24 protein-coding genes are annotated in these 17,064 nt (G+C 66.6%); 2 read left to right on the top strand and 22 right to left on the bottom strand.

Going from position 1 to position 17,064, the window contains the following annotated elements:
• Window positions 1-100 precede the first annotated feature (100 nt).
• The 14 genes from rpsK to rplN form a co-directional block, all read right to left on the bottom strand.
• Entirely contained in the window at window positions 101-505 is a 405-nt protein-coding gene (gene rpsK, locus QRN67_RS24970; RefSeq protein WP_009124825.1) for a 30S ribosomal protein S11, read from the bottom strand.
• A 12-nt stretch (window positions 506-517) separates the two neighbouring features.
• Window positions 518-883 carry a 30S ribosomal protein S13 gene (gene rpsM / locus QRN67_RS24965; RefSeq protein WP_013544105.1) on the bottom strand — a complete coding sequence of 122 codons (366 nt, stop codon included), beginning with the start codon at window positions 881-883 and terminating at the stop codon, window positions 518-520.
• 23 nt (window positions 884-906) lie between these two features.
• Window positions 907-1,020: a 50S ribosomal protein L36 gene (gene rpmJ, locus QRN67_RS24960; protein WP_013544106.1), complete on the bottom strand. Its 114-nt coding sequence runs from the start codon at window positions 1,018-1,020 to the stop codon at window positions 907-909.
• Between the two features lie 64 nt (window positions 1,021-1,084).
• Window positions 1,085-2,398, bottom strand: a complete 1,314-nt coding sequence (gene secY, locus QRN67_RS24955) for a preprotein translocase subunit SecY (RefSeq protein ID WP_009124822.1) — start codon at window positions 2,396-2,398, stop codon at window positions 1,085-1,087.
• Between the two features lie 27 nt (window positions 2,399-2,425).
• Window positions 2,426-2,857: a 50S ribosomal protein L15 gene (rplO, locus tag QRN67_RS24950; RefSeq protein ID WP_009124820.1), complete on the bottom strand. Its 432-nt coding sequence runs from the start codon at window positions 2,855-2,857 to the stop codon at window positions 2,426-2,428.
• An 11-nt stretch (window positions 2,858-2,868) separates the two neighbouring features.
• The gene (gene rpmD, locus QRN67_RS24945) at window positions 2,869-3,051 is read right to left on the bottom strand and encodes a 50S ribosomal protein L30 (RefSeq protein WP_019653974.1); all 183 of its coding nucleotides are present in this window, start codon (window positions 3,049-3,051) and stop codon (window positions 2,869-2,871) included.
• 24 nt (window positions 3,052-3,075) lie between these two features.
• The gene (gene rpsE, locus QRN67_RS24940; protein WP_081267430.1) at window positions 3,076-3,594 is read right to left on the bottom strand and encodes a 30S ribosomal protein S5; all 519 of its coding nucleotides are present in this window, start codon (window positions 3,592-3,594) and stop codon (window positions 3,076-3,078) included.
• Window positions 3,595-3,612: 18 nt separating this feature from the next.
• On the bottom strand, window positions 3,613-3,978 hold the full coding sequence (rplR, locus tag QRN67_RS24935; RefSeq protein ID WP_081267539.1) for a 50S ribosomal protein L18: 366 nt from the start codon (window positions 3,976-3,978) through the stop codon (window positions 3,613-3,615).
• 14 nt (window positions 3,979-3,992) lie between these two features.
• Window positions 3,993-4,526: a 50S ribosomal protein L6 gene (gene rplF, locus QRN67_RS24930; protein ID WP_081267429.1), complete on the bottom strand. Its 534-nt coding sequence runs from the start codon at window positions 4,524-4,526 to the stop codon at window positions 3,993-3,995.
• 24 nt (window positions 4,527-4,550) lie between these two features.
• The gene (rpsH, locus tag QRN67_RS24925; protein WP_081267428.1) at window positions 4,551-4,946 is read right to left on the bottom strand and encodes a 30S ribosomal protein S8; all 396 of its coding nucleotides are present in this window, start codon (window positions 4,944-4,946) and stop codon (window positions 4,551-4,553) included.
• A 20-nt stretch (window positions 4,947-4,966) separates the two neighbouring features.
• On the bottom strand, window positions 4,967-5,272 hold the full coding sequence (gene rpsN, locus QRN67_RS24920; RefSeq protein ID WP_081267427.1) for a 30S ribosomal protein S14: 306 nt from the start codon (window positions 5,270-5,272) through the stop codon (window positions 4,967-4,969).
• Between the two features lie 8 nt (window positions 5,273-5,280).
• The gene (gene rplE, locus QRN67_RS24915) at window positions 5,281-5,820 is read right to left on the bottom strand and encodes a 50S ribosomal protein L5 (protein WP_081267426.1); all 540 of its coding nucleotides are present in this window, start codon (window positions 5,818-5,820) and stop codon (window positions 5,281-5,283) included.
• Between the two features lie 11 nt (window positions 5,821-5,831).
• On the bottom strand, window positions 5,832-6,164 hold the full coding sequence (gene rplX, locus QRN67_RS24910; RefSeq protein WP_056592808.1) for a 50S ribosomal protein L24: 333 nt from the start codon (window positions 6,162-6,164) through the stop codon (window positions 5,832-5,834).
• Between the two features lie 13 nt (window positions 6,165-6,177).
• Entirely contained in the window at window positions 6,178-6,546 is a 369-nt protein-coding gene (rplN, locus tag QRN67_RS24905; protein ID WP_009124801.1) for a 50S ribosomal protein L14, read from the bottom strand.
• 215 nt (window positions 6,547-6,761) lie between these two features.
• Here rplN and QRN67_RS24900 point away from each other — a divergent pair, with 215 nt between their 5' ends.
• Both QRN67_RS24900 and proC read left to right on the top strand, forming a co-directional pair.
• The gene (locus QRN67_RS24900) at window positions 6,762-7,922 is read left to right on the top strand and encodes an esterase-like activity of phytase family protein (protein ID WP_285414007.1); all 1,161 of its coding nucleotides are present in this window, start codon (window positions 6,762-6,764) and stop codon (window positions 7,920-7,922) included.
• Between the two features lie 11 nt (window positions 7,923-7,933).
• Window positions 7,934-8,794 carry a pyrroline-5-carboxylate reductase gene (proC, locus tag QRN67_RS24895; RefSeq protein ID WP_285414006.1) on the top strand — a complete coding sequence of 287 codons (861 nt, stop codon included), beginning with the start codon at window positions 7,934-7,936 and terminating at the stop codon, window positions 8,792-8,794.
• Between the two features lie 2 nt (window positions 8,795-8,796).
• Here proC and QRN67_RS24890 read toward each other — a convergent pair whose 3' ends face one another.
• From QRN67_RS24890 to pcp, 8 genes are all read right to left on the bottom strand, one after another.
• Window positions 8,797-9,279 (bottom strand): MaoC/PaaZ C-terminal domain-containing protein, encoded by a 483-nt coding sequence (locus QRN67_RS24890; RefSeq protein WP_285414005.1) that lies wholly within the window; start codon window positions 9,277-9,279, stop codon window positions 8,797-8,799.
• Between the two features lie 5 nt (window positions 9,280-9,284).
• Window positions 9,285-10,145, bottom strand: coding sequence for a 4-hydroxybenzoate octaprenyltransferase (gene ubiA / locus QRN67_RS24885; RefSeq protein WP_285414004.1), 861 nt, complete (start codon window positions 10,143-10,145; stop codon window positions 9,285-9,287).
• A 73-nt stretch (window positions 10,146-10,218) separates the two neighbouring features.
• Window positions 10,219-10,794, bottom strand: a complete 576-nt coding sequence (locus QRN67_RS24880) for a Dps family protein (RefSeq protein WP_081267422.1) — start codon at window positions 10,792-10,794, stop codon at window positions 10,219-10,221.
• A gap of 141 nt (window positions 10,795-10,935) precedes the next feature.
• The gene (locus tag QRN67_RS24875) at window positions 10,936-11,901 is read right to left on the bottom strand and encodes a LysR substrate-binding domain-containing protein (RefSeq protein ID WP_081267421.1); all 966 of its coding nucleotides are present in this window, start codon (window positions 11,899-11,901) and stop codon (window positions 10,936-10,938) included.
• 313 nt (window positions 11,902-12,214) lie between these two features.
• Entirely contained in the window at window positions 12,215-13,948 is a 1,734-nt protein-coding gene (locus QRN67_RS24870) for an acetyl/propionyl/methylcrotonyl-CoA carboxylase subunit alpha (RefSeq protein ID WP_285414002.1), read from the bottom strand.
• A 14-nt stretch (window positions 13,949-13,962) separates the two neighbouring features.
• A complete protein-coding gene (locus tag QRN67_RS24865) occupies window positions 13,963-15,549 on the bottom strand; it encodes a 5-oxoprolinase subunit B/C family protein (protein WP_285414061.1) in 1,587 nt (528 codons plus the stop codon).
• A gap of 2 nt (window positions 15,550-15,551) precedes the next feature.
• Entirely contained in the window at window positions 15,552-16,325 is a 774-nt protein-coding gene (locus QRN67_RS24860; protein WP_285414000.1) for a LamB/YcsF family protein, read from the bottom strand.
• Window positions 16,326-16,376: 51 nt separating this feature from the next.
• Window positions 16,377-17,057 carry a pyroglutamyl-peptidase I gene (gene pcp / locus QRN67_RS24855; RefSeq protein ID WP_285413999.1) on the bottom strand — a complete coding sequence of 227 codons (681 nt, stop codon included), beginning with the start codon at window positions 17,055-17,057 and terminating at the stop codon, window positions 16,377-16,379.
• Window positions 17,058-17,064 lie beyond the last annotated feature (7 nt).

The following is a 17,064-nucleotide window of genomic DNA, read 5'->3' as shown; positions in this document are numbered from 1 at the left end:
CCTGCGGGAGCCATCTGCGAAGCGCGGATGGCGGTGGGCTTAGATAAAAAACAAATGCGCAGCCGCTTGAAAAAGCCGGCTGCGCCTTGCGGACTGACGATCAGATGCGACGACGCTTCTGGGGACGGCAGCCGTTGTGCGGAACGGGCGTCACGTCGGCAATGGAATTGATCCGGATGCCGAGCGCAGCCAGTGCGCGCACCGACGATTCGCGACCAGGACCGGGGCCCTTGATCTCGACGTCGAGGTTCTTGATACCTTGTTCGACAGCAGCACGGCCGGCAACTTCGGAAGCGACCTGCGCAGCGAACGGGGTCGACTTGCGCGAGCCCTTGAAGCCCTGGCCACCCGACGAAGCCCACGACAGGGCGTTGCCCTGGCGATCGGTGATCGTGATGATGGTGTTGTTGAACGAGGCATGCACGTGGGCGATACCGTCCGCAACGTTCTTGCGAACCTTCTTGCGAACGCGCTGTGCGGCGTTGTTTGCAGGTGCTTTAGCCATGCTGGTCTATCCTTATTTCTTCAGGGACTGCGCAGCCTTGCGCGGACCCTTGCGGGTGCGGGCGTTGGTGCGCGTGCGCTGGCCGCGCATCGGCAGGCCGCGACGGTGACGGAAGCCGCGATAGCAGCCGATGTCCATCAAACGCTTGATGTTCATCGTCGTCTCGCGACGCAGATCGCCTTCGATGGTGAACAGAGCGATCTGGTCGCGGATCTTTTCGAGATCGGCGTCGGTCAGATCCTTGATCTTCTTCGAATACTCGATGCCGCTCGCTTCGCAGATTTGACGGGCGCGGGTGCGACCGATGCCGAAGATGGCGGTCAGGCCGATTTCAGCGTGCTTGTGCGGCGGGATGTTGATGCCAGCAATACGTGCCATGTGCGTCCTCTAATACTCTTCAATCAACCCTGGCGCTGCTTGTGGCGCGGGTCGGTGCAAATCACACGCACCACACCTTTACGGCGGATGACCTTGCAATTACGGCAGATGGTTTTGACCGAAGCCGAAACTCTCATTTCATTCTCCTAAAACTGTTTAACGTGGCGGTCTACCGCCCGGACTCAATACTGAAACACAGCCCTACGATGTCTTGAAGTTCGCCTTCTTCAGCAGCGATTCGTACTGCTGGGACATCATGTAGTTTTGCACCTGGGCCATGAAGTCCATCGTGACGACCACGATGATCAGCAGGGAGGTACCACCGAAGTAGAACGGCACGTTGTACTTCAGGATCAGGAACTCGGGCAGCAGGCAGACGAAGGTGATGTACACCGCGCCGGCCAGCGTCAAGCGAACCAGAATCTTGTCGATATAGCGAGCGGTCTGGTCACCCGGGCGAATGCCAGGAATGAATGCACCACTCTTCTTCAGGTTGTCGGCCGTTTCCTTGCTGTTGAACACGAGTGCCGTGTAGAAGAAGCAGAAGAAAACGATCGCAGCGGCATACAGCAGCACGTAGATCGGTTCGCCCGGACGCAATGCGCCCGCAACGTCCTTGATCCAGCGGAAACCGCCTTCACCGGTACTGAACCAGCCAACCACCGTTGCGGGCAGCAGGATGATCGACGAGGCGAAGATCGGCGGGATCACGCCGGCCATGTTCAGCTTCAGGGGCAGGTGCGACGACTGGCCGCCATAGACCTTGTTGCCGACCTGGCGCCGCGCATAGTTCACGAGGATCTTGCGCTGGCCGCGTTCGACGAACACCACGAAGTAGGTGACCAGCACCACGACGGCGATGATGAACAGCGCAATGATCGGATTCATTGCACCGGTCGTCACCAGCGAAGCGAGGCCGCCGATCGCGTTCGGCAGGCCGGCCGCGATACCTGCAAAGATCAGGATCGAGATGCCGTTGCCCAGGCCGCGTTCGGTGATCTGCTCGCCGAGCCACATCAGGAACATCGAACCTGCCGTCAGGCTCACCATGGCGGTCAGGCGGAAGCCGAAACCGGGGGCGATGACCAGACCGGCCGACGACTCGAGAGCCACCGCGATGCTGAACGATTGGAACAGTGCCAGACCGAGCGCGCCGTAGCGCGTGTACTGCGTGATCTTGCGGCGGCCGGCCTCGCCTTCCTTCTTCAATTGCTCGAAGGTCGGAAGCACGTAGGTCATCAGCTGCATGATGATCGACGCCGAGATGTACGGCATGATCCCCAACGCGAACACGGTGAAGCGCGACAGCGCCCCGCCCGAGAACATGTTGAACAGGCTCAGAATGCCGCCCTGCTGGCCCTGGAACAACGCTGCCAGCTGGTCCGGGTTGATACCCGGCACAGGAATGTGCGCGCCAATCCGGTAGACCACGAGCGCGAGCAGCAAAAAGACGAGCCGACGACGGAGGTCGCCGAACTTGCCTGTTTTTGCGATCGTTGCCGCGTTAGTTGCCACGAAGAACTTCTTTCAGTCCGATGGTGATCAGGCGATGCTGCCGCCGGCTGCTTCGATCGCAGCCTTGGCACCAGCGGTAGCGCCCACGCCCGTCAGCTTGACGGCCTTGGTCAGTTCGCCGGTCTTGACGACCTTGACGACCTTGGCCAGCTGACCCACGAGGCCGGCTTGCTTCAGCGCCAGGACATCCACTTCGGCCAGGCCGAGCTGCTCGAGAGCAGTCAGCGTGACTTCGGCGTTGAACTTCAGCAGGTGCGACTTGAAGCCGCGCTTCGGCAGGCGACGCTGCAGAGGCATTTGACCGCCTTCGAAGCCCACCTTGTGGAAGCCGCCAGCACGCGACTTCTGGCCCTTGTGGCCGCGACCCGCGGTCTTGCCGATGCCAGAGCCGATACCACGGCCAACGCGACGCTTGGCGTGCTTGGCGCCGGCTGCCGGCTTGATGCCATTGAGTTCCATATCAGTCTCTCTTACAGAACTTTGACCAGATAACTGATCTTGTTGATCATGCCGCGCACAGCGGGCGTGTCTTGCAGCTCGCTCACGCTGTTGAGCTTGCGCAGGCCGAGGCCGCGCACGGTCGCGCGATGCGATTCCTTGGTACCGATCGGGCTCTTGACCAATTGGACCTTGAGGGTTTGTTGTTGCGTCATTTGAATGCTTCTTTCGGCTTGCGCTTAAGCGAAGATTTCTTCGACGGTGAGGCCGCGCTTGGCAGCCACTTGACCCGCGGTCGTCGAGTTTTTCAACCCGTCGAGCGTAGCGCGAACCATGTTGTAGGGGTTCGACGAACCATGGCTCTTGGCCACGATGTCGGTGATACCCATCACTTCGAACACGGCGCGCATCGGGCCGCCGGCGATGATGCCGGTACCCTTAGGAGCCGGGTACATCACGACCGTCGAAGCGCCATGGTGGCCCTGCACCTGGTGGTGCAGCGTGCCGTTCTTAATCGAAACCTTCAGCAGGTTGCGACGCGCTTCTTCCATGGCCTTCTGCACTGCAGCGGGCACTTCCTTCGACTTGCCCTTGCCCATGCCGACGCGGCCATCGCCATCACCAACGACGGTGAGTGCTGCGAAACCGAGGATACGACCACCCTTCACCACCTTGGTGACGCGGTTGATCGCGATCATCTTCTCGCGCAAACCGTCCTCGGGGCCTTCGTTCTGCGTTCTTGCCTGAATCTTTGCCATTTTGAATCTCGTGTCCGGTTAGAACTGCAGGCCGGCTTCGCGGGCGGCCTCGGCCAGCGCCTTGACGCGGCCGTGGTAAGCGAAACCTGCGCGGTCGAAAGCGACCTTCTCGACGCCGGCTGCCTTCGCCTTTTCAGCGATGCGCTTGCCGACGGCGGTGGCTGCGGCGGCATTGCCGCCCTTGCCCGAACCGCCGAGCGAGGTACGCACTTCGGCTTCTGCCGTCGATGCGGTTGCAATCACCTTGGAGCCGTCGTCGGAGATGACGGTTGCATAGATGTGCAGGTTGGTGCGGTTCACCGTCAGACGGGCCACGCCCTGCGTCGCGATGCGAATGCGGGTCTGGCGCGAGCGGCGAAGACGCTGTGCTTTTTTGGTCAACATCATTTTGCTGCCCCTTACTTCTTCTTGGTCTCTTTGATCACGATCTTCTCGTCCGAATAACGGATACCCTTGCCCTTGTAGGGCTCGGGCGGACGAACAGCGCGGATCTCAGCGGCGATTTGACCAACGCGCTGACGGTCAGCACCCTTGATCACGATTTCGGTCGGGGTCGCGGTGGCCACCGTGATGCCTTGCGGCATGTCGATGTTGACCGGGTGCGAGTAACCGACTTGCAGGTTCAGCTTGTTGTTGGAAGCCGCAGCCTTGTAGCCGACGCCGACCAGGTTGAGCTTCTTCTCGAAGCCCTTGGTCACGCCAACCACCATGTTGTTCACCAGCTGACGGATCGTGCCGCTCATCGCGTTCGCTTCACGCGACTCGTTGGCGGGCTCGAAGCTCAGCTTGCCGTCATTGCTGACGATCTTCACCAGCGCATTGCGGGCCAGGCTGAGCGAACCGCCCGTGCCCTTGACGCTGATCTGGTCTTCCTTGATCGACACATCCACGCCTGCGGGGATGGTGACCGGCATTTTTCCTACTCGGGACATTTCAGTAACTCCTCGATGTCTCGGTTAGGCGACGTAGCACAGAACTTCGCCGCCGACACCGGAGGCGCGAGCCTTGCGGTCGGTCATCACGCCCTTGGGGGTCGTGACGATCGCAACGCCGAGGCCGTTCTGGACTTGCGGAATGGAAGCACTGGCCTTGTAGACACGCAGGCCGGGGCGGCTCACGCGCTCAATGCGCTCGATGACCGGACGGCCAGCGTAGTACTTCAGCGAGATTTCAAGTTCGCTCTTGCCGGCTTCGGTCTTGACCTGGAAGCCGTCGATGTAGCCCTCGTCCTTCAGGACTTGTGCGATTGCGATCTTCACCTTGGAAGACGGAACCGACACGGTGGGCTTCGCCACCATCTGCGCGTTACGGATACGCGTCAGCAGGTCGGCAATGGGATCACTCATGCTCATGTTGTTTGCTCCTGCCTGGCTTACCAGCTGGCCTTGGTGACACCGGGGATGTCGCCGTTGAAAGCCAGTTCGCGGATCTTGGCGCGGGCCAGACCGAATTGACGGAAGGTGCCACGGGGGCGACCGGTGATTTCGCAACGGTTGCGCTGACGCGTGGGGTTCGCGTTGCGCGGGAGCTTTTGCAGCGCCAGACGGGCAGCTGCACGCTCTTCGTCGGTCTTCTTCACGTCGTTGGAAGCCGCCTTCAGTTCCGCGTGCTTCGCAGCGAACTTGGCAACCAGCTTGTCGCGCTTGAGTTCGCGCTGGATCAAAGATGCTTTAGCCACGGATCACCTCAGTTCTTGAACGGGAAACGGAAGCCGGCGAGAAGCGCCTTGGCTTCTTCATCGGTCTTGGCCGTCGTCGTGATGCTGATATTCAGACCGCGCAGGGCATCGACCTTGTCGTACTCGATCTCGGGGAAAATGATCTGTTCCTTGACGCCGATGTTGTAGTTGCCACGGCCGTCGAACGCACGGCCGGAGATGCCGCGGAAGTCGCGAACACGCGGCAGCGCGATGGTCACGAAACGGTCCAGGAACTCATACATCTGCACGCCACGCAGCGTGACCATGCAGCCGATAGGCTGGTTTTCGCGGATCTTGAAACCGGCGATAGCCTTCTTCGACTTGGTGACCACGGGCTTCTGGCCAGCGATCTTGGTCAGGTCGGCGACAGCGTTGTCGAGAACCTTCTTGTCGGCGACTGCTTCACCCACACCCATGTTCAGGGTGATCTTGGTGAGGCGCGGAACCTGCATCGGCGACGTGTAGCCGAACTTTTCCGTCAGGTCTTTCGCGATCTTTTCGCGATAGTGTTGTTGGAGACGTGCCATGTGAGTACCTCTTAGGCGAACTTGATTTCGTCGCCGCTGGACTTGAAGACGCGAACAGCCACGCGCTTGCCGTCAGCACCCTGGGTGATCTTGATGCCCACGCGGTCGGCCTTGCCGGTCGCGGCATTGAAGATCGCCACGTTGGATTGGTGGATGGGCATGGACTTCTCGACGATGCCACCGGTCGTACCCTTGAGGGGGTTCGGCTTGGTGTGCTTCTTGACGAGGTTCAGGCCTTCGATGACGACGTGCGAGTCGTCCTTGCGCAGCGAGACGGTGCCCCGCTTGCCCTTGTCACGGCCGGCCAACACGATGACCTGGTCGCCTTTGCGAATCTTGTTCATGGCGTTGTTGTCCTTACAGAACTTCGGGTGCCAGCGACACGATCTTCATGAACTTCTCGGTGCGCAGTTCGCGCGTGACCGGTCCGAAGATGCGGGTGCCGATGGGCTCCAGCTTGGCATTGAGCAGCACGGCGGCATTGCCGTCGAACTTGACGAGCGAGCCGTCGGCGCGACGGATGCCCTTGGCGGTGCGGACCACCACTGCGCTGTAGATCTCGCCCTTCTTGACGCGACCACGCGGAGCGGCTTCCTTGATGCTGACCTTGATGACGTCGCCCACGCTGGCGTAACGCCGCTTGGAGCCACCGAGCACCTTGATACACAGGACGGATTTCGCGCCTGTGTTGTCGGCCACTTCGAGCCGGGATTCAGTTTGGATCATTTCTTGATATTCCCAACTTGTACCGATGTGCCTCCAGGAGGGAAACACCGCGGTCAGTCTTGGGCCCGTCGTCCGCACCTCGAACCACTCGAGGCACTTCCGCTTTGGGCTGAAAGCTTCGCCTTTTGGAAGCGAAGCCCGCGATTGTTGCACGCACTTGTGCCGATGTCAACAGCCCTATTACACCACCAAGCGCTGGCACTAGACTCTCGACGGTGCGCACCACTGCGAAATCCCACTTTTCAGCCCCGCATCCCGGCCGCCGCAGCGTTCTGGCCGGTGCTGCCGGCCTGCTGGCCCTGGGCCTCGGCGCCTGCCGCAGCGCCGCTCCGCAGCAGGACCCCGGCAGGCTGCGGCTGGTGGCCGAAGCGCGCTGGGCGCACCGCCTTCATATGGAAGGCACCACGGTGGGCGGCCTTTCGGGCATCGACTACGACCCGGCGCGAGGTGAGTACCTGCTCATCAGCGATGACCGGTCAGACTTCGATCCGGTGCGCTGCTACACCGCACGCTGGCCGCTGCCACAGGCCGCGCCGCCCGAGCCCACGGGCGTGGTAAAGCTGCAACGCCCCGGCGGCGGCCCCTGGCCCAGCCGGCGCCAGGCCATCGACGGCCTTCCGGTGCCCGACCCCGAAGCCCTGCGCCTGCGCCCCTCTACCAACACCATCCTGTGGGCCAGCGAAGGCGATATCGCCCGCGGTTTCGGCCCCGCGCTGTACGAATCGGCCCGCGACGGGCGCTTCCTGCGCGAATTCGCGATGCCGCCGATGTTTCAGCCCGACCCGGCAAAGCGCCGCGGCCCGCGCGACAACCTGACGTTCGAGGGCATCGCCCTCACGCCGGACGGCCGCTTCGCCTGGCTGGGCATGGAGAACGCGCTGATCCAGGACGGCCCCGAGCCCACCATCGGCGCGCCCGGCGGCCCCTGCCGCTTCACCGAGGTCGACCTGGGCACAGGCCGCGCCGTGCGCCAGATCGCCTACGTGCCCGACGCCATTCCGCTGCGCCCGCTGGTGCCCGGCACCTATGCCGACAACGGCGTCAGCGAGATCCTGATGCTCGACGCCCACCGCATTCTGGTGCTGGAGCGCGCCTACGCCACCGGCACGGGCAACTCGCTGCGCCTGTATGAAATCGACACCCGCGCCGCCGGCGACGTGCTCTCCATCGACACGCTGGTGCCGGGCAACCACCGCCCCGCCTCCAAGACCCTGGTGGCTGACTTCGCCGCCCTGGGCCTGTCGCGCCTCGACAACACCGAAGGCATGTGCTGGGGGCCGCCGCTGCCCGACGGCAAACGCATGCTGGTGGTCGTGAGCGACGACAATTTCAATCCGCTGCAGATCACCCAGTTCGCAGCCTTCGCCTTCGAATAACCCGACCGACCATGACCATCGCCGTCACTTTCCTGCCCCGTACCGCCCCCGCGCCGCTGCCGCCCGTCGCCTTCATCGGCGGCGGCAACATGGCGAGCGCCATCATCGGCGGCTTGATCCAGCAAGGCTCAGCGGCCGATTCGTTCGAGGTGGTCGAGCCCTTCGAGGAGGCCCGCGCCAAGCTGTCCCAGTCGTACGGCATCGTCGCGAAAGCCGAGGCCGGGGAAGCGCTGTCGCGCTGCGAGGTGGTGGTGTGGGCGGTCAAGCCCCAGACATTTGCCGAAGCCGCCCGCCCGGTGCGCGAATTCGCCGACGGCGCGTTGCAGCTCAGCGTGGCCGCGGGCATTCCGTCGGACAGCATCGCCCGCTGGCTGGGCACCGAGCGCGTGGTGCGCGCCATGCCCAATACGCCCGCGCTGGTCGGCAAGGGCATGACCGGCCTGTTCGCGCGCGCCGGCGTCACCGGTGCCGACCGCTCGCTGGTCGGCCAGCTGCTGGCACCCACCGGCGAGCTGATCTGGGTCGACGCCGAACCCGCGCTCGACGCCGTGACCGCCATGTCGGGCTCGGGCCCGGCCTATGTGTTCTATTTCATCGAGGCCATGACCGAGGCCGGCGTCGAGATGGGCCTGACGCCCGACCAGGCCCAGCGCCTGGCCATCGGCACCTTCACCGGCGCCTCGGCACTGGCGCACAGCGCGACCGAGCCGCCTTCGGTGCTGCGCGCGCGCGTCACCTCCAAGGGCGGCACCACTTACGCCGCCATCAGCTCGCTGGAAGAAGCCGACGTGAAGGCGCAGTTCAAGACCGCCATCCGCGCGGCGCAGAAGCGCGCCGCGGAGCTGGGCGAGGAATTCGGCCGGGACGACTGATCTCAGGCCGGGGGCAGCGCGCGCGGCCCCAGCAGGAAGAGCCACTCGGCCGCCAGCGTGACGGTGCCGTCTTCCAGCTCGAGCCAGACTTCCTCCTTCAGCAAGAAGCTGTCGCCGGACCTGGGCGTCACCTCCGCGATGCGCACCCGCGCCCGGAAGCGCGCGCCCACGGGCATCGGCCGCACGAAGCGCAGACGCTCGAAGCCGTAGTTGAGCGCGTGGTTCGAGTCGAAGGGCAGCAGCGTGCGCATGGCCTCGCCGGTCAGGCGGATCAGGTGCGACACCTGGAAGAAGCCCTGCACGATGGTGCCGCCGTAGTTCGCCTCGCGCGCCGCGCGCTCGGGGTCGAGGTGGATCCACTCACCCTCGCCGTCGCCCGACAGCTCCGAGTAGCGGTCGACCATCTCCTGCGTGATGCAGTGCCATTCGGAGAAGCCCTCCTGGCCGATCTTCCGCTTCAGCTGCTCCAGCATGGCGTCGGACATCGCGTTCATCGCAGCGCGTAACCGGCCACGATGCCGGCGAACACGGTGAAGCCCAGCCAGTGGTTCAGGCGGAAGGCCTTGAAGCAGCCGTCGCGCGTTCGGTCGTGGATCAGACGCCAGTGCCACAGCGCCTGTGCCGCGGCCACGGCGATGCCGGCGTAGAACAGGACGCCCAGCGAACGGCTCGCGCCGGCCCAGATCCACACCGCGAGGAAGATCGCGTAGCTCGCCATCACCGCCGCCACGTCGAAGCGGCCGAAGGTGATGGCCGAGGTCTTCATGCCGATCTTGAGGTCGTCGTCGCGGTCGACCATGGCGTATTCGGTGTCGTAGGCCAGCACCCAGAACAGGTTGCCCGCCAGCAGCCACGCGGCGAACACGGGCACGTGCGACTGCACCGCCGCAAAGGCCATCGGAATGCCGAAGCTGAAGGCAATGCCCAGCACCGCCTGCGGGATCGACACGAAGCGCTTGGCGAAGGGGTAGATCAGCGTGATGGCGAGCGCCGCGAACGACCACAGCACCGTGGTGCGATTGGTGGTAAGCACCAGGGCGAAGGACACCAGCGCCAGCACCGCGCCGAGCCCCAGCGCCTCCTTGACCGACATCGCGCCGCTGGTCACCGGCCGTTGCGCCGTGCGCTTGACATGGCGGTCGAAGTCGCGGTCGGCCACGTCGTTGACGCAGCAGCCGGCGCTGCGCATGAGGAAGGTGCCCAGCGTGAACACCACCACCAGGTGCCAGCCCGGCCAGCCGTCGGCGGCGAACCACAGCGCGCCCAGCGTGGGCCACAGCAGCAGCAGCCAGCCTGCGGGGCGGTTCCAGCGGATCAGGTCGAGGTAGAGCGCGAAACGACGGGCGAGCATGCGAGGGAAAGAGACGGGCAAAAAAAGAGCGGCCATTGTGCCGCTCTTGTGCAGGTGCGAGGAAAGCGCGCGCTCAGTCTTCGAGCAGCGAACGCAGCATCCACGCGGTCTGGTCGTGCACCGTGCAGCGCGCGGTCAGCATGTCGGCCGTCGGGTCGTCGCCGGCTTCCTCGGCCACGGGGATGAATTCGCGCGCGATGCGCGACACGGTCTCGTGGCCCTTCACCAGGATGCGCACCATCTCCATCGCCTTGGGCGGGGTCTGGGGCACGTCGGGCACGGTGGCGATCTTGCTGAATTCGGCATAGGAGCCCGGTGCGTAGTGGCCCAGCGCGCGGATGCGCTCGGCCAGCACGTCGGTGGCGCCCCACAGCTCGGTGTACTGGCCCATGAACATCGCATGCAGCGAGTTGAAGTGCGGGCCCGTCACGTTCCAGTGGAAGTTGTGCGTGGTGAGGTACAGCGTGTAGGTGTCGGCCAGCACGCGGCTCAGGCCTTCGGCGATGGCCGCGCGGTCCTGGCGTTCGATGCCGATGTTGATGATCGGCGCATTGCGGCTGCCCGACTCCTGCGCGACCACCGTGCCGCCCTTCTTGGGCACCTTGCCGGCGGAGGAAGCAGGCGATGATTTCTTCGAGGCTTTGGCCATGGCGGGAACTCTTTCTTCAAGTTTGGGTGGAACGCTTCGATTCTGGAAGCCGGCGTGCGGCTTCGCAACAGCGCCACTCTATCTCAGCGATCAACGATTCAAAACGGCCCTGGCGTAGGCCGATTCCCCGAATTGCCGCCTTCAGGACAGCCGCTTGACGCCCGGCAGCTCGCACGCGTAGATCGCGTTGCGCAGGGCCGCGATGGCCTCGTAGCGCGTGAAGGTGCGCCGCCAAGCGAGCACCACGCGGCGCGTGGGCGGATCGCGATCGTGCGCGTCGCGCACCGGCAGGTAGCGCACCATCTGCTCGGCCTCCTTGCGACCCTTGACCCTGGGCTTGAGCGCCTCGGCCGGCACCGACAGCCGCGGCACCAGCGTCACGCCCATGCCGGAGGCCACCATGTGCTTGATGGTTTCCAGCGACGAGCCCTCGAAGCTCTTGCGGATGCCTTCGGCATTGCTGGAGAAGCGCGCGAACTCGGGGCAGACCTCGAGCACGTGGTCGCGAAAGCAGTGGCCGGTGCCCAGCAGCAGCATGGTCTCGCTCTGCAGTTCCTCGGACGTGATCGATTCGCGGTCGGCGAACTTGTGCTTCGCGGGCAGGGCCGCCATGAAGGGCTCGTCGTACAGCGGCGCCATCGCCAGGCCGGTGTCGGGAAAGGGCTCGGCCATGATGGCGCAGTCGATCTCGCCGGCGCGCAGCATCTCGAGCAGCTTGACGGTGAAGTTCTCCTGCAGCACCAGCGGCATCTGCGGCGTGCGCTGGATCACCTGGCGGACCAGGTCGGGCAGCAGGTACGGCCCGATGGTGTAGATCACGCCCAGGTTCAGCGGGCCGGCCAGCGGGTCTTTGCCGCGCTTGGCGATTTCCTTGATGCTGGCCGCCTGGTCGAGCACGCTCTGCGCCTGCTGAACGATCTGCTCGCCCAGCGGGGTGACGGTCACCTCGCCGGCGCTGCGCTCGAAGAGCTTGACCTCGAGTTCGTCCTCCAGTTTCTTGATGGCGACCGAGAGGGTCGGCTGGGAGACGTAGCAGGCCTCGGCCGCCTTGCCGAAGTGCCGTTCGCGGGCTACTGCGACGATGTATTTGAGTTCGGTGAGAGTCATAGCTTGCGTCAATTATGCGCAAGCGCCCGCGACCCGGTGGGCCTGGGGCCTTGGGCGGAACAACTCTGGGGACAGTTTCAGCACAAGGCCCCACTTGTCCACAGCGGCATCGTTCGCCCGCGAGTTGTCCTTTTTCCAGGGCGACCCCGAAACGGACGTGTACACAGTGACGCGCGCGCGGCAAGTCGTTGTCAGCCAAGAGAAAACCCCTGCTGTCCACAGCGGGGGTTTACCCTTATCTACTACTACTAACTTGAATAAGAAGAATAAATAAGAGAGAAGCGGCAGCCCGCCATGGGCGTCGCGGGGCCCGTCAGCCGATGGTCGCGATCGCCGATCCCACCGCCACGTAGCCGCCTGCCGCCACGCCGAATGCGATGCGTCCCGCGCGGTGCGCGAGCACCTGCATTTCCATCTTCATCGCCTCCATGACGGCGATCACGGCGCCCTGCGCAACCTCGTCGCCGTCGGCGACCTTCCAGCCCTGCAGCGTGCCCGACACCGGCGCCGCCACCGCGGCCGGGTCCTGCACCGCCGCGGGCTCGGCCGGCACGGCGGTGGCGCCCCCCGCATCGGCCGACGACAGCCCGCGCAGCAGCTCGGGCGGCAGGCCCAGCGACAGGCGCCGGCCGTCGACCTCGATGGCGGTGCGCACCAGCACGGTGTCGGGCCGCGGCTCGGGCCGCGCGGCGGCGGTCTCGCCGTTGGCGAAGTCGGTCTCGATCCAGCGCGTGTGGACCTTGAAGGCATCGCCGGACACGAAATCCGGGTGCGCCATCGCGGCACGATGGAACGGCAGCACCGAGGCCACGCCTTCGATGCGGAATTCGGCGAGCGCGCGGCGCGCCCGCGCGACGGCCTGTTCCCGCGTGGCGCCGGTGACGATCAGCTTGGCCATCAGCGAGTCGAAGGTGCCCGGCACGCTCGATCCCGCCGCCACGCCGGTGTCGATGCGCACGCCCGGGCCCGAGGGCACGTCGAACACCTTCACCGGGCCAGGCGTCGGCAGGAAGCCGCGGCCGACGTCCTCGGCGTTGATGCGGAACTCGAACGCGTGGCCGCGCGGCGCCGGCGTTCCGGTGACCGACAGCGGCAGGCCGTCGGCAATGCGCAGCTGCTCGACCACGAGGTCGATGCCGGTGGTTTCTTCCGTCACCGGATGCTCGACCTGCAGCCGCGTGTTGACTTCGAGGAACGAGATCGCGCCGCTCGCGCTGAGCATGAACTCGACCGTGCCGGCGCCGGTGTAGCCGGCCTCGGCGCAGATGTCGCGCGCCGACTGGTGGATGCGCTCGCGCTGCGCATCGCTCAGGAAGGGCGCGGGCGCTTCTTCCACCAGCTTCTGGTTGCGCCGCTGCAGCGAGCAGTCGCGCGTGCCCAGCACCACGACGTTGCCGTGCGTGTCGCCCAGCACCTGCGCCTCGACGTGGCGCGGCCGGTCGAGGAACTGCTCGACATAGCACTCGCCGCGGCCGAAGGCGGTGACGGCCTCGCGCACGGCCGATTCGTACAGGCCCTCGACCTCGTCCATGCGCCACGCGACCTTGATGCCGCGCCCGCCGCCGCCGAACGCGGCCTTGATGGCCACCGGCAGGCCGTGCTTCTCGGCGAAGGCCAGCACCTCGGCGGCGCTCTGCACCGGGTCGGCGGTGCCCGCGACCAGCGGCGCGCCGACCTTCATGGCAAGCTTGCGCGCCTGCACCTTGTCGCCCAGCCGCGCGATGGCGGCGGGCGACGGGCCGATCCAGGTCAGCCCGGCGTCGATGACGGCCTGCGCGAACGCCGCGCTCTCCGACAGGAAGCCGTAGCCGGGATGCACCGCGTCGGCGCCGCTGCGCGCCGCCACGGCCAGCAGCTTGGCGATGTGCAGGTAGGTATCGGCCGGGCGGTCGCCCTCCAGGCCGTAGGCCTCGTCGGCCATGCGCACATGCAGCGCGTCGATGTCGGCATCGGCGTACACGGCGACCGATTGCACGCCGTAGTCGGCGCAGGCGCGCGCGATGCGCACGGCGATTTCGCCTCGGTTGGCGATCAGGACTTTTTTCATCGGAAAACTCTCGATCAGTGTTCGACCGGGCCGAGTCCGGCCACGGGTTGGAAGCGGACGCGGGCGTTCACGGGAATCTGCCCCGCGCGGTCCAGGTGGTGGGTGGCGACCGAGGCGATCACGGGATAGCCGCCGGTCAGCGGATGGTCGGCCAGGAACAGCACGGGCTGGCCGCTGGGCGGCACCTGGATGGAGCCGCGCGCGGTGCCCTCGCTGGGCAGCTCGGACAGGTTGGCGCGCTCCATCGGCCGATCGCCGGCCAGGCGCAGCCCGACGCGGTTGGACTGCGGCGTGACCTGCCACGGCTGGCCGCACAGCTGCGCGATGGCCTCGGGCGTGAACCAGTCGGCACGCGGGCCGGGCACGATGTCCAGCACGACTTCTTCCTGCACGGTGGGCAGGTCCGCAGGCGGCGTCTCGGGCGCGCCGACGACGGCGCCGACATGCACGGCACGCACCGGCAGCGCATCACCGGCAGCCAGCGCGGGCGGGCCGATGCGGGCCAGCGTGTCGCTCGAGCAGCTGCCCAGCACCGGCGCCACCGCGAAGCCGCCGCGCACCGCCACGTAGCTGCGGATGCCGGCGACGGGCTCGCCCAGCGAGAGCATGTCGCCGTCGGCCAGCGCGAAGGGCTGGTAGCGCGGCAGCGGCCACCTGGCGCCATCGGCACGGGTCAGCGTAAGGGGGCCGTCGGCACCGGTGACGGCCAGCACCGCCTCGCCACGGCACACGAGCTGGAAGCCGCCGTAGGCCACTTCGATGCAGGCTGTGTCGGTGGCGTTGCCGACGAGCCGGTTGGCCGCCTGCAGTGCGCGCTGGTCCATCGCGCCGGAGACCGACACGCCCTGGCGCGCCTGCCCGGGCCGGCCCCGGTCCTGCAGCAGCGCCTGCACGCCGGCGGCGCGGATCTCGAGTGCGCAGCCGCCCGGCGCGGCCGCCGCGAATGCGGAAGGCGCTTCGCTCGGTGGCACGGGCAAGGTCGCCGGCGAGGCGGTGACGTCCACGAAGCGCACGGTGTCGCCGGGCTGCAGCAGCGCCGGCGTTGCGCGCGACAGGTCCCACATCGGCGTGTCGGTCACGCCGATGATCTGCCAGCCGCCGGGGCTGGCCTGCGGGTACACGCCGCTGAAGCTGCCGGCCAGGCCCACGGCGCCGGCCGGGATGCGGGTGCGCGGCACCTTGCGGCGCGGTACGTCCAGGCTCGGATGGCCGCCCGACAGATAGGCGAAGCCCGGCGCGAAGCCGGTGAAGGCCACGGTGTAGTCGCTGCCGGTGTGGCGGCGCACCACCTCTTCGGGCGAAACGCCGAGCAGGCCGGCCACTTCGGCCAGGTCCTCGCCGTCGTAGCGCACGGGAATTTCGATGCGCTTTTCCGAGCGCGTCTCGCGGGCATCGAGGTTGCGCAGCCGCAGTTGGCGCGCAAGCTCCACCGCCGTCAGCGCGGCGGGCCGGAAGGTGATCAGCAGCGTGCGCGCGGCGGGCACCAGTTCCTCGATGCCGTCGATGGGCTCGGCGCGCAGCGAGGCCAGCAGCGCGAGCGTCTGCGGCAGGTCGTCGAGCTCGACCAGCACGGCATTCAGGTTGGCCGACAGGCAGCGCATGGTCATGCGCCGGTGCCCGTGCCCACGAACGAAGCGATGGTCACGCCGGCCTGCGACAGCCGCTCGCGCACCTGCCGCGCCATGCCGACCGCGCCCGGACTGTCGCCATGCACGCAGACCGACTCGGCGCGGATGCGCACGGTGCTGCCGTCGATGGCCGTCACCACGCCCTCCTCGGCGAACCGCAGCATGCGCTCGGCCACGTCCTGCGCATCGTGCAGCACGGCACCGGGTTCGCGGCGCGACACCAGCGTGCCCTGCGGCGTGTAGGCGCGGTCGGCGAAGGCCTCGGCCACGGCGCGCAGGCCCTGGGCCTCGGCCCAGCCCAAAAGCGGTGAGCCGGCCAGCGCCACAAGGCACAGGCCAGGGTCGATCTCGCGGATGGCGGCGATCACGTCGCGCGCCTGGCGCTCGTCGTGGGCGATGGTGTTGTAGAGCGCGCCGTGCGGCTTCACGTAGCGCACGGTGGTGCCGGCGGCGGCGGCCAGGCCCTTGAGGGCGCCTATCTGGTAGATCACGTCGGCGCGCAGGTCGGCGCTTTCCACGTCCATGTTGCGGCGCCCGAACCCCACCAGGTCGCGGTAGGCCACGTGGGCGCCGACCACCACGCCGCGCTGCGCGGCCTGGCGCAGCGTGCGCAGGATGCCGGCCGGGTCGCCAGCATGGAAGCCGCAGGCCACGTTGGCGCTGCTCACGATATCCAGCATGGCGGCGTCGTCGCCCATGCGCCAAACGCCCAGGCTCTCGCCGAGGTCACTGTTCAAGTCGATGTTCATCGTTCGTCTTTTCCGGCGCGCGACGGGCGCACGCCACAGGGGGTCATCGGGTCAGTGCAGGCGGCCGCCGGTCTCGCGCACGTCGTCGCGCACGGTCAATGCGGTGCGGATCGCCACGCGGAAAGCCTCGACCTGCGTCGCGAGCGCCAAGCTGGCGAAGCCGGGTTTGGAAGCCGCCTGCTCTGGCAGGTAGGGCACGTGCACGAAGCCGCCGCGCGTGCGCGCGAGCGCGGGCTGCGTCGCGATGCGGTGCATCAGCGCGTAGAAGATGTGGTTGCAGACGAAGGTGCCCGCGCTGTTGGACACCGCTGCCGGCAGGCCGGCCGCGCGCATGTCGCGCACCATGGCCTTGATGGGCAGCGTGCTGAAGTAGGCCGCCGGCCCGTCCTCGACCACCGGAATGTCGATGGGCTGATAGCCGGCGTTGTCGGGGATGCGCGCGTCGTCGACGTTCAGCGCGGCGCGCTCCAGCGATATCTCGGTGCGCCCGCCCGCCGCGCCGATGCAAAGCACCAGCACGGGCGCCGTGCCGGCCAGCAGCGCCTCGTCGAGCCGGTCGATGGCGCGGCCGAACACGCAGGGCAGCTGCACCGCCTGCACCGCGGCGCCTTCGCAGGTCCAGCCGTCCAGCGTGCGGGCGATTTCCCACGCGGGGTTGACGGGGTCGTTCTCGAAGGGCTCGAAGCCCGCGAGCAGCACGCGGGGCGCGGCGGAACCGGTCGTCTTCTTCATTGCGGGG

The organism is Variovorax sp. efr-133-TYG-130 (assembly GCF_030208835.1).
Taxonomy (GTDB): Bacteria; Pseudomonadota; Gammaproteobacteria; order Burkholderiales; family Burkholderiaceae_C; genus Variovorax.
Note: the sequence above shows the minus strand (reverse complement) of the source record. Positions and strands in the feature narration are given on the sequence as shown.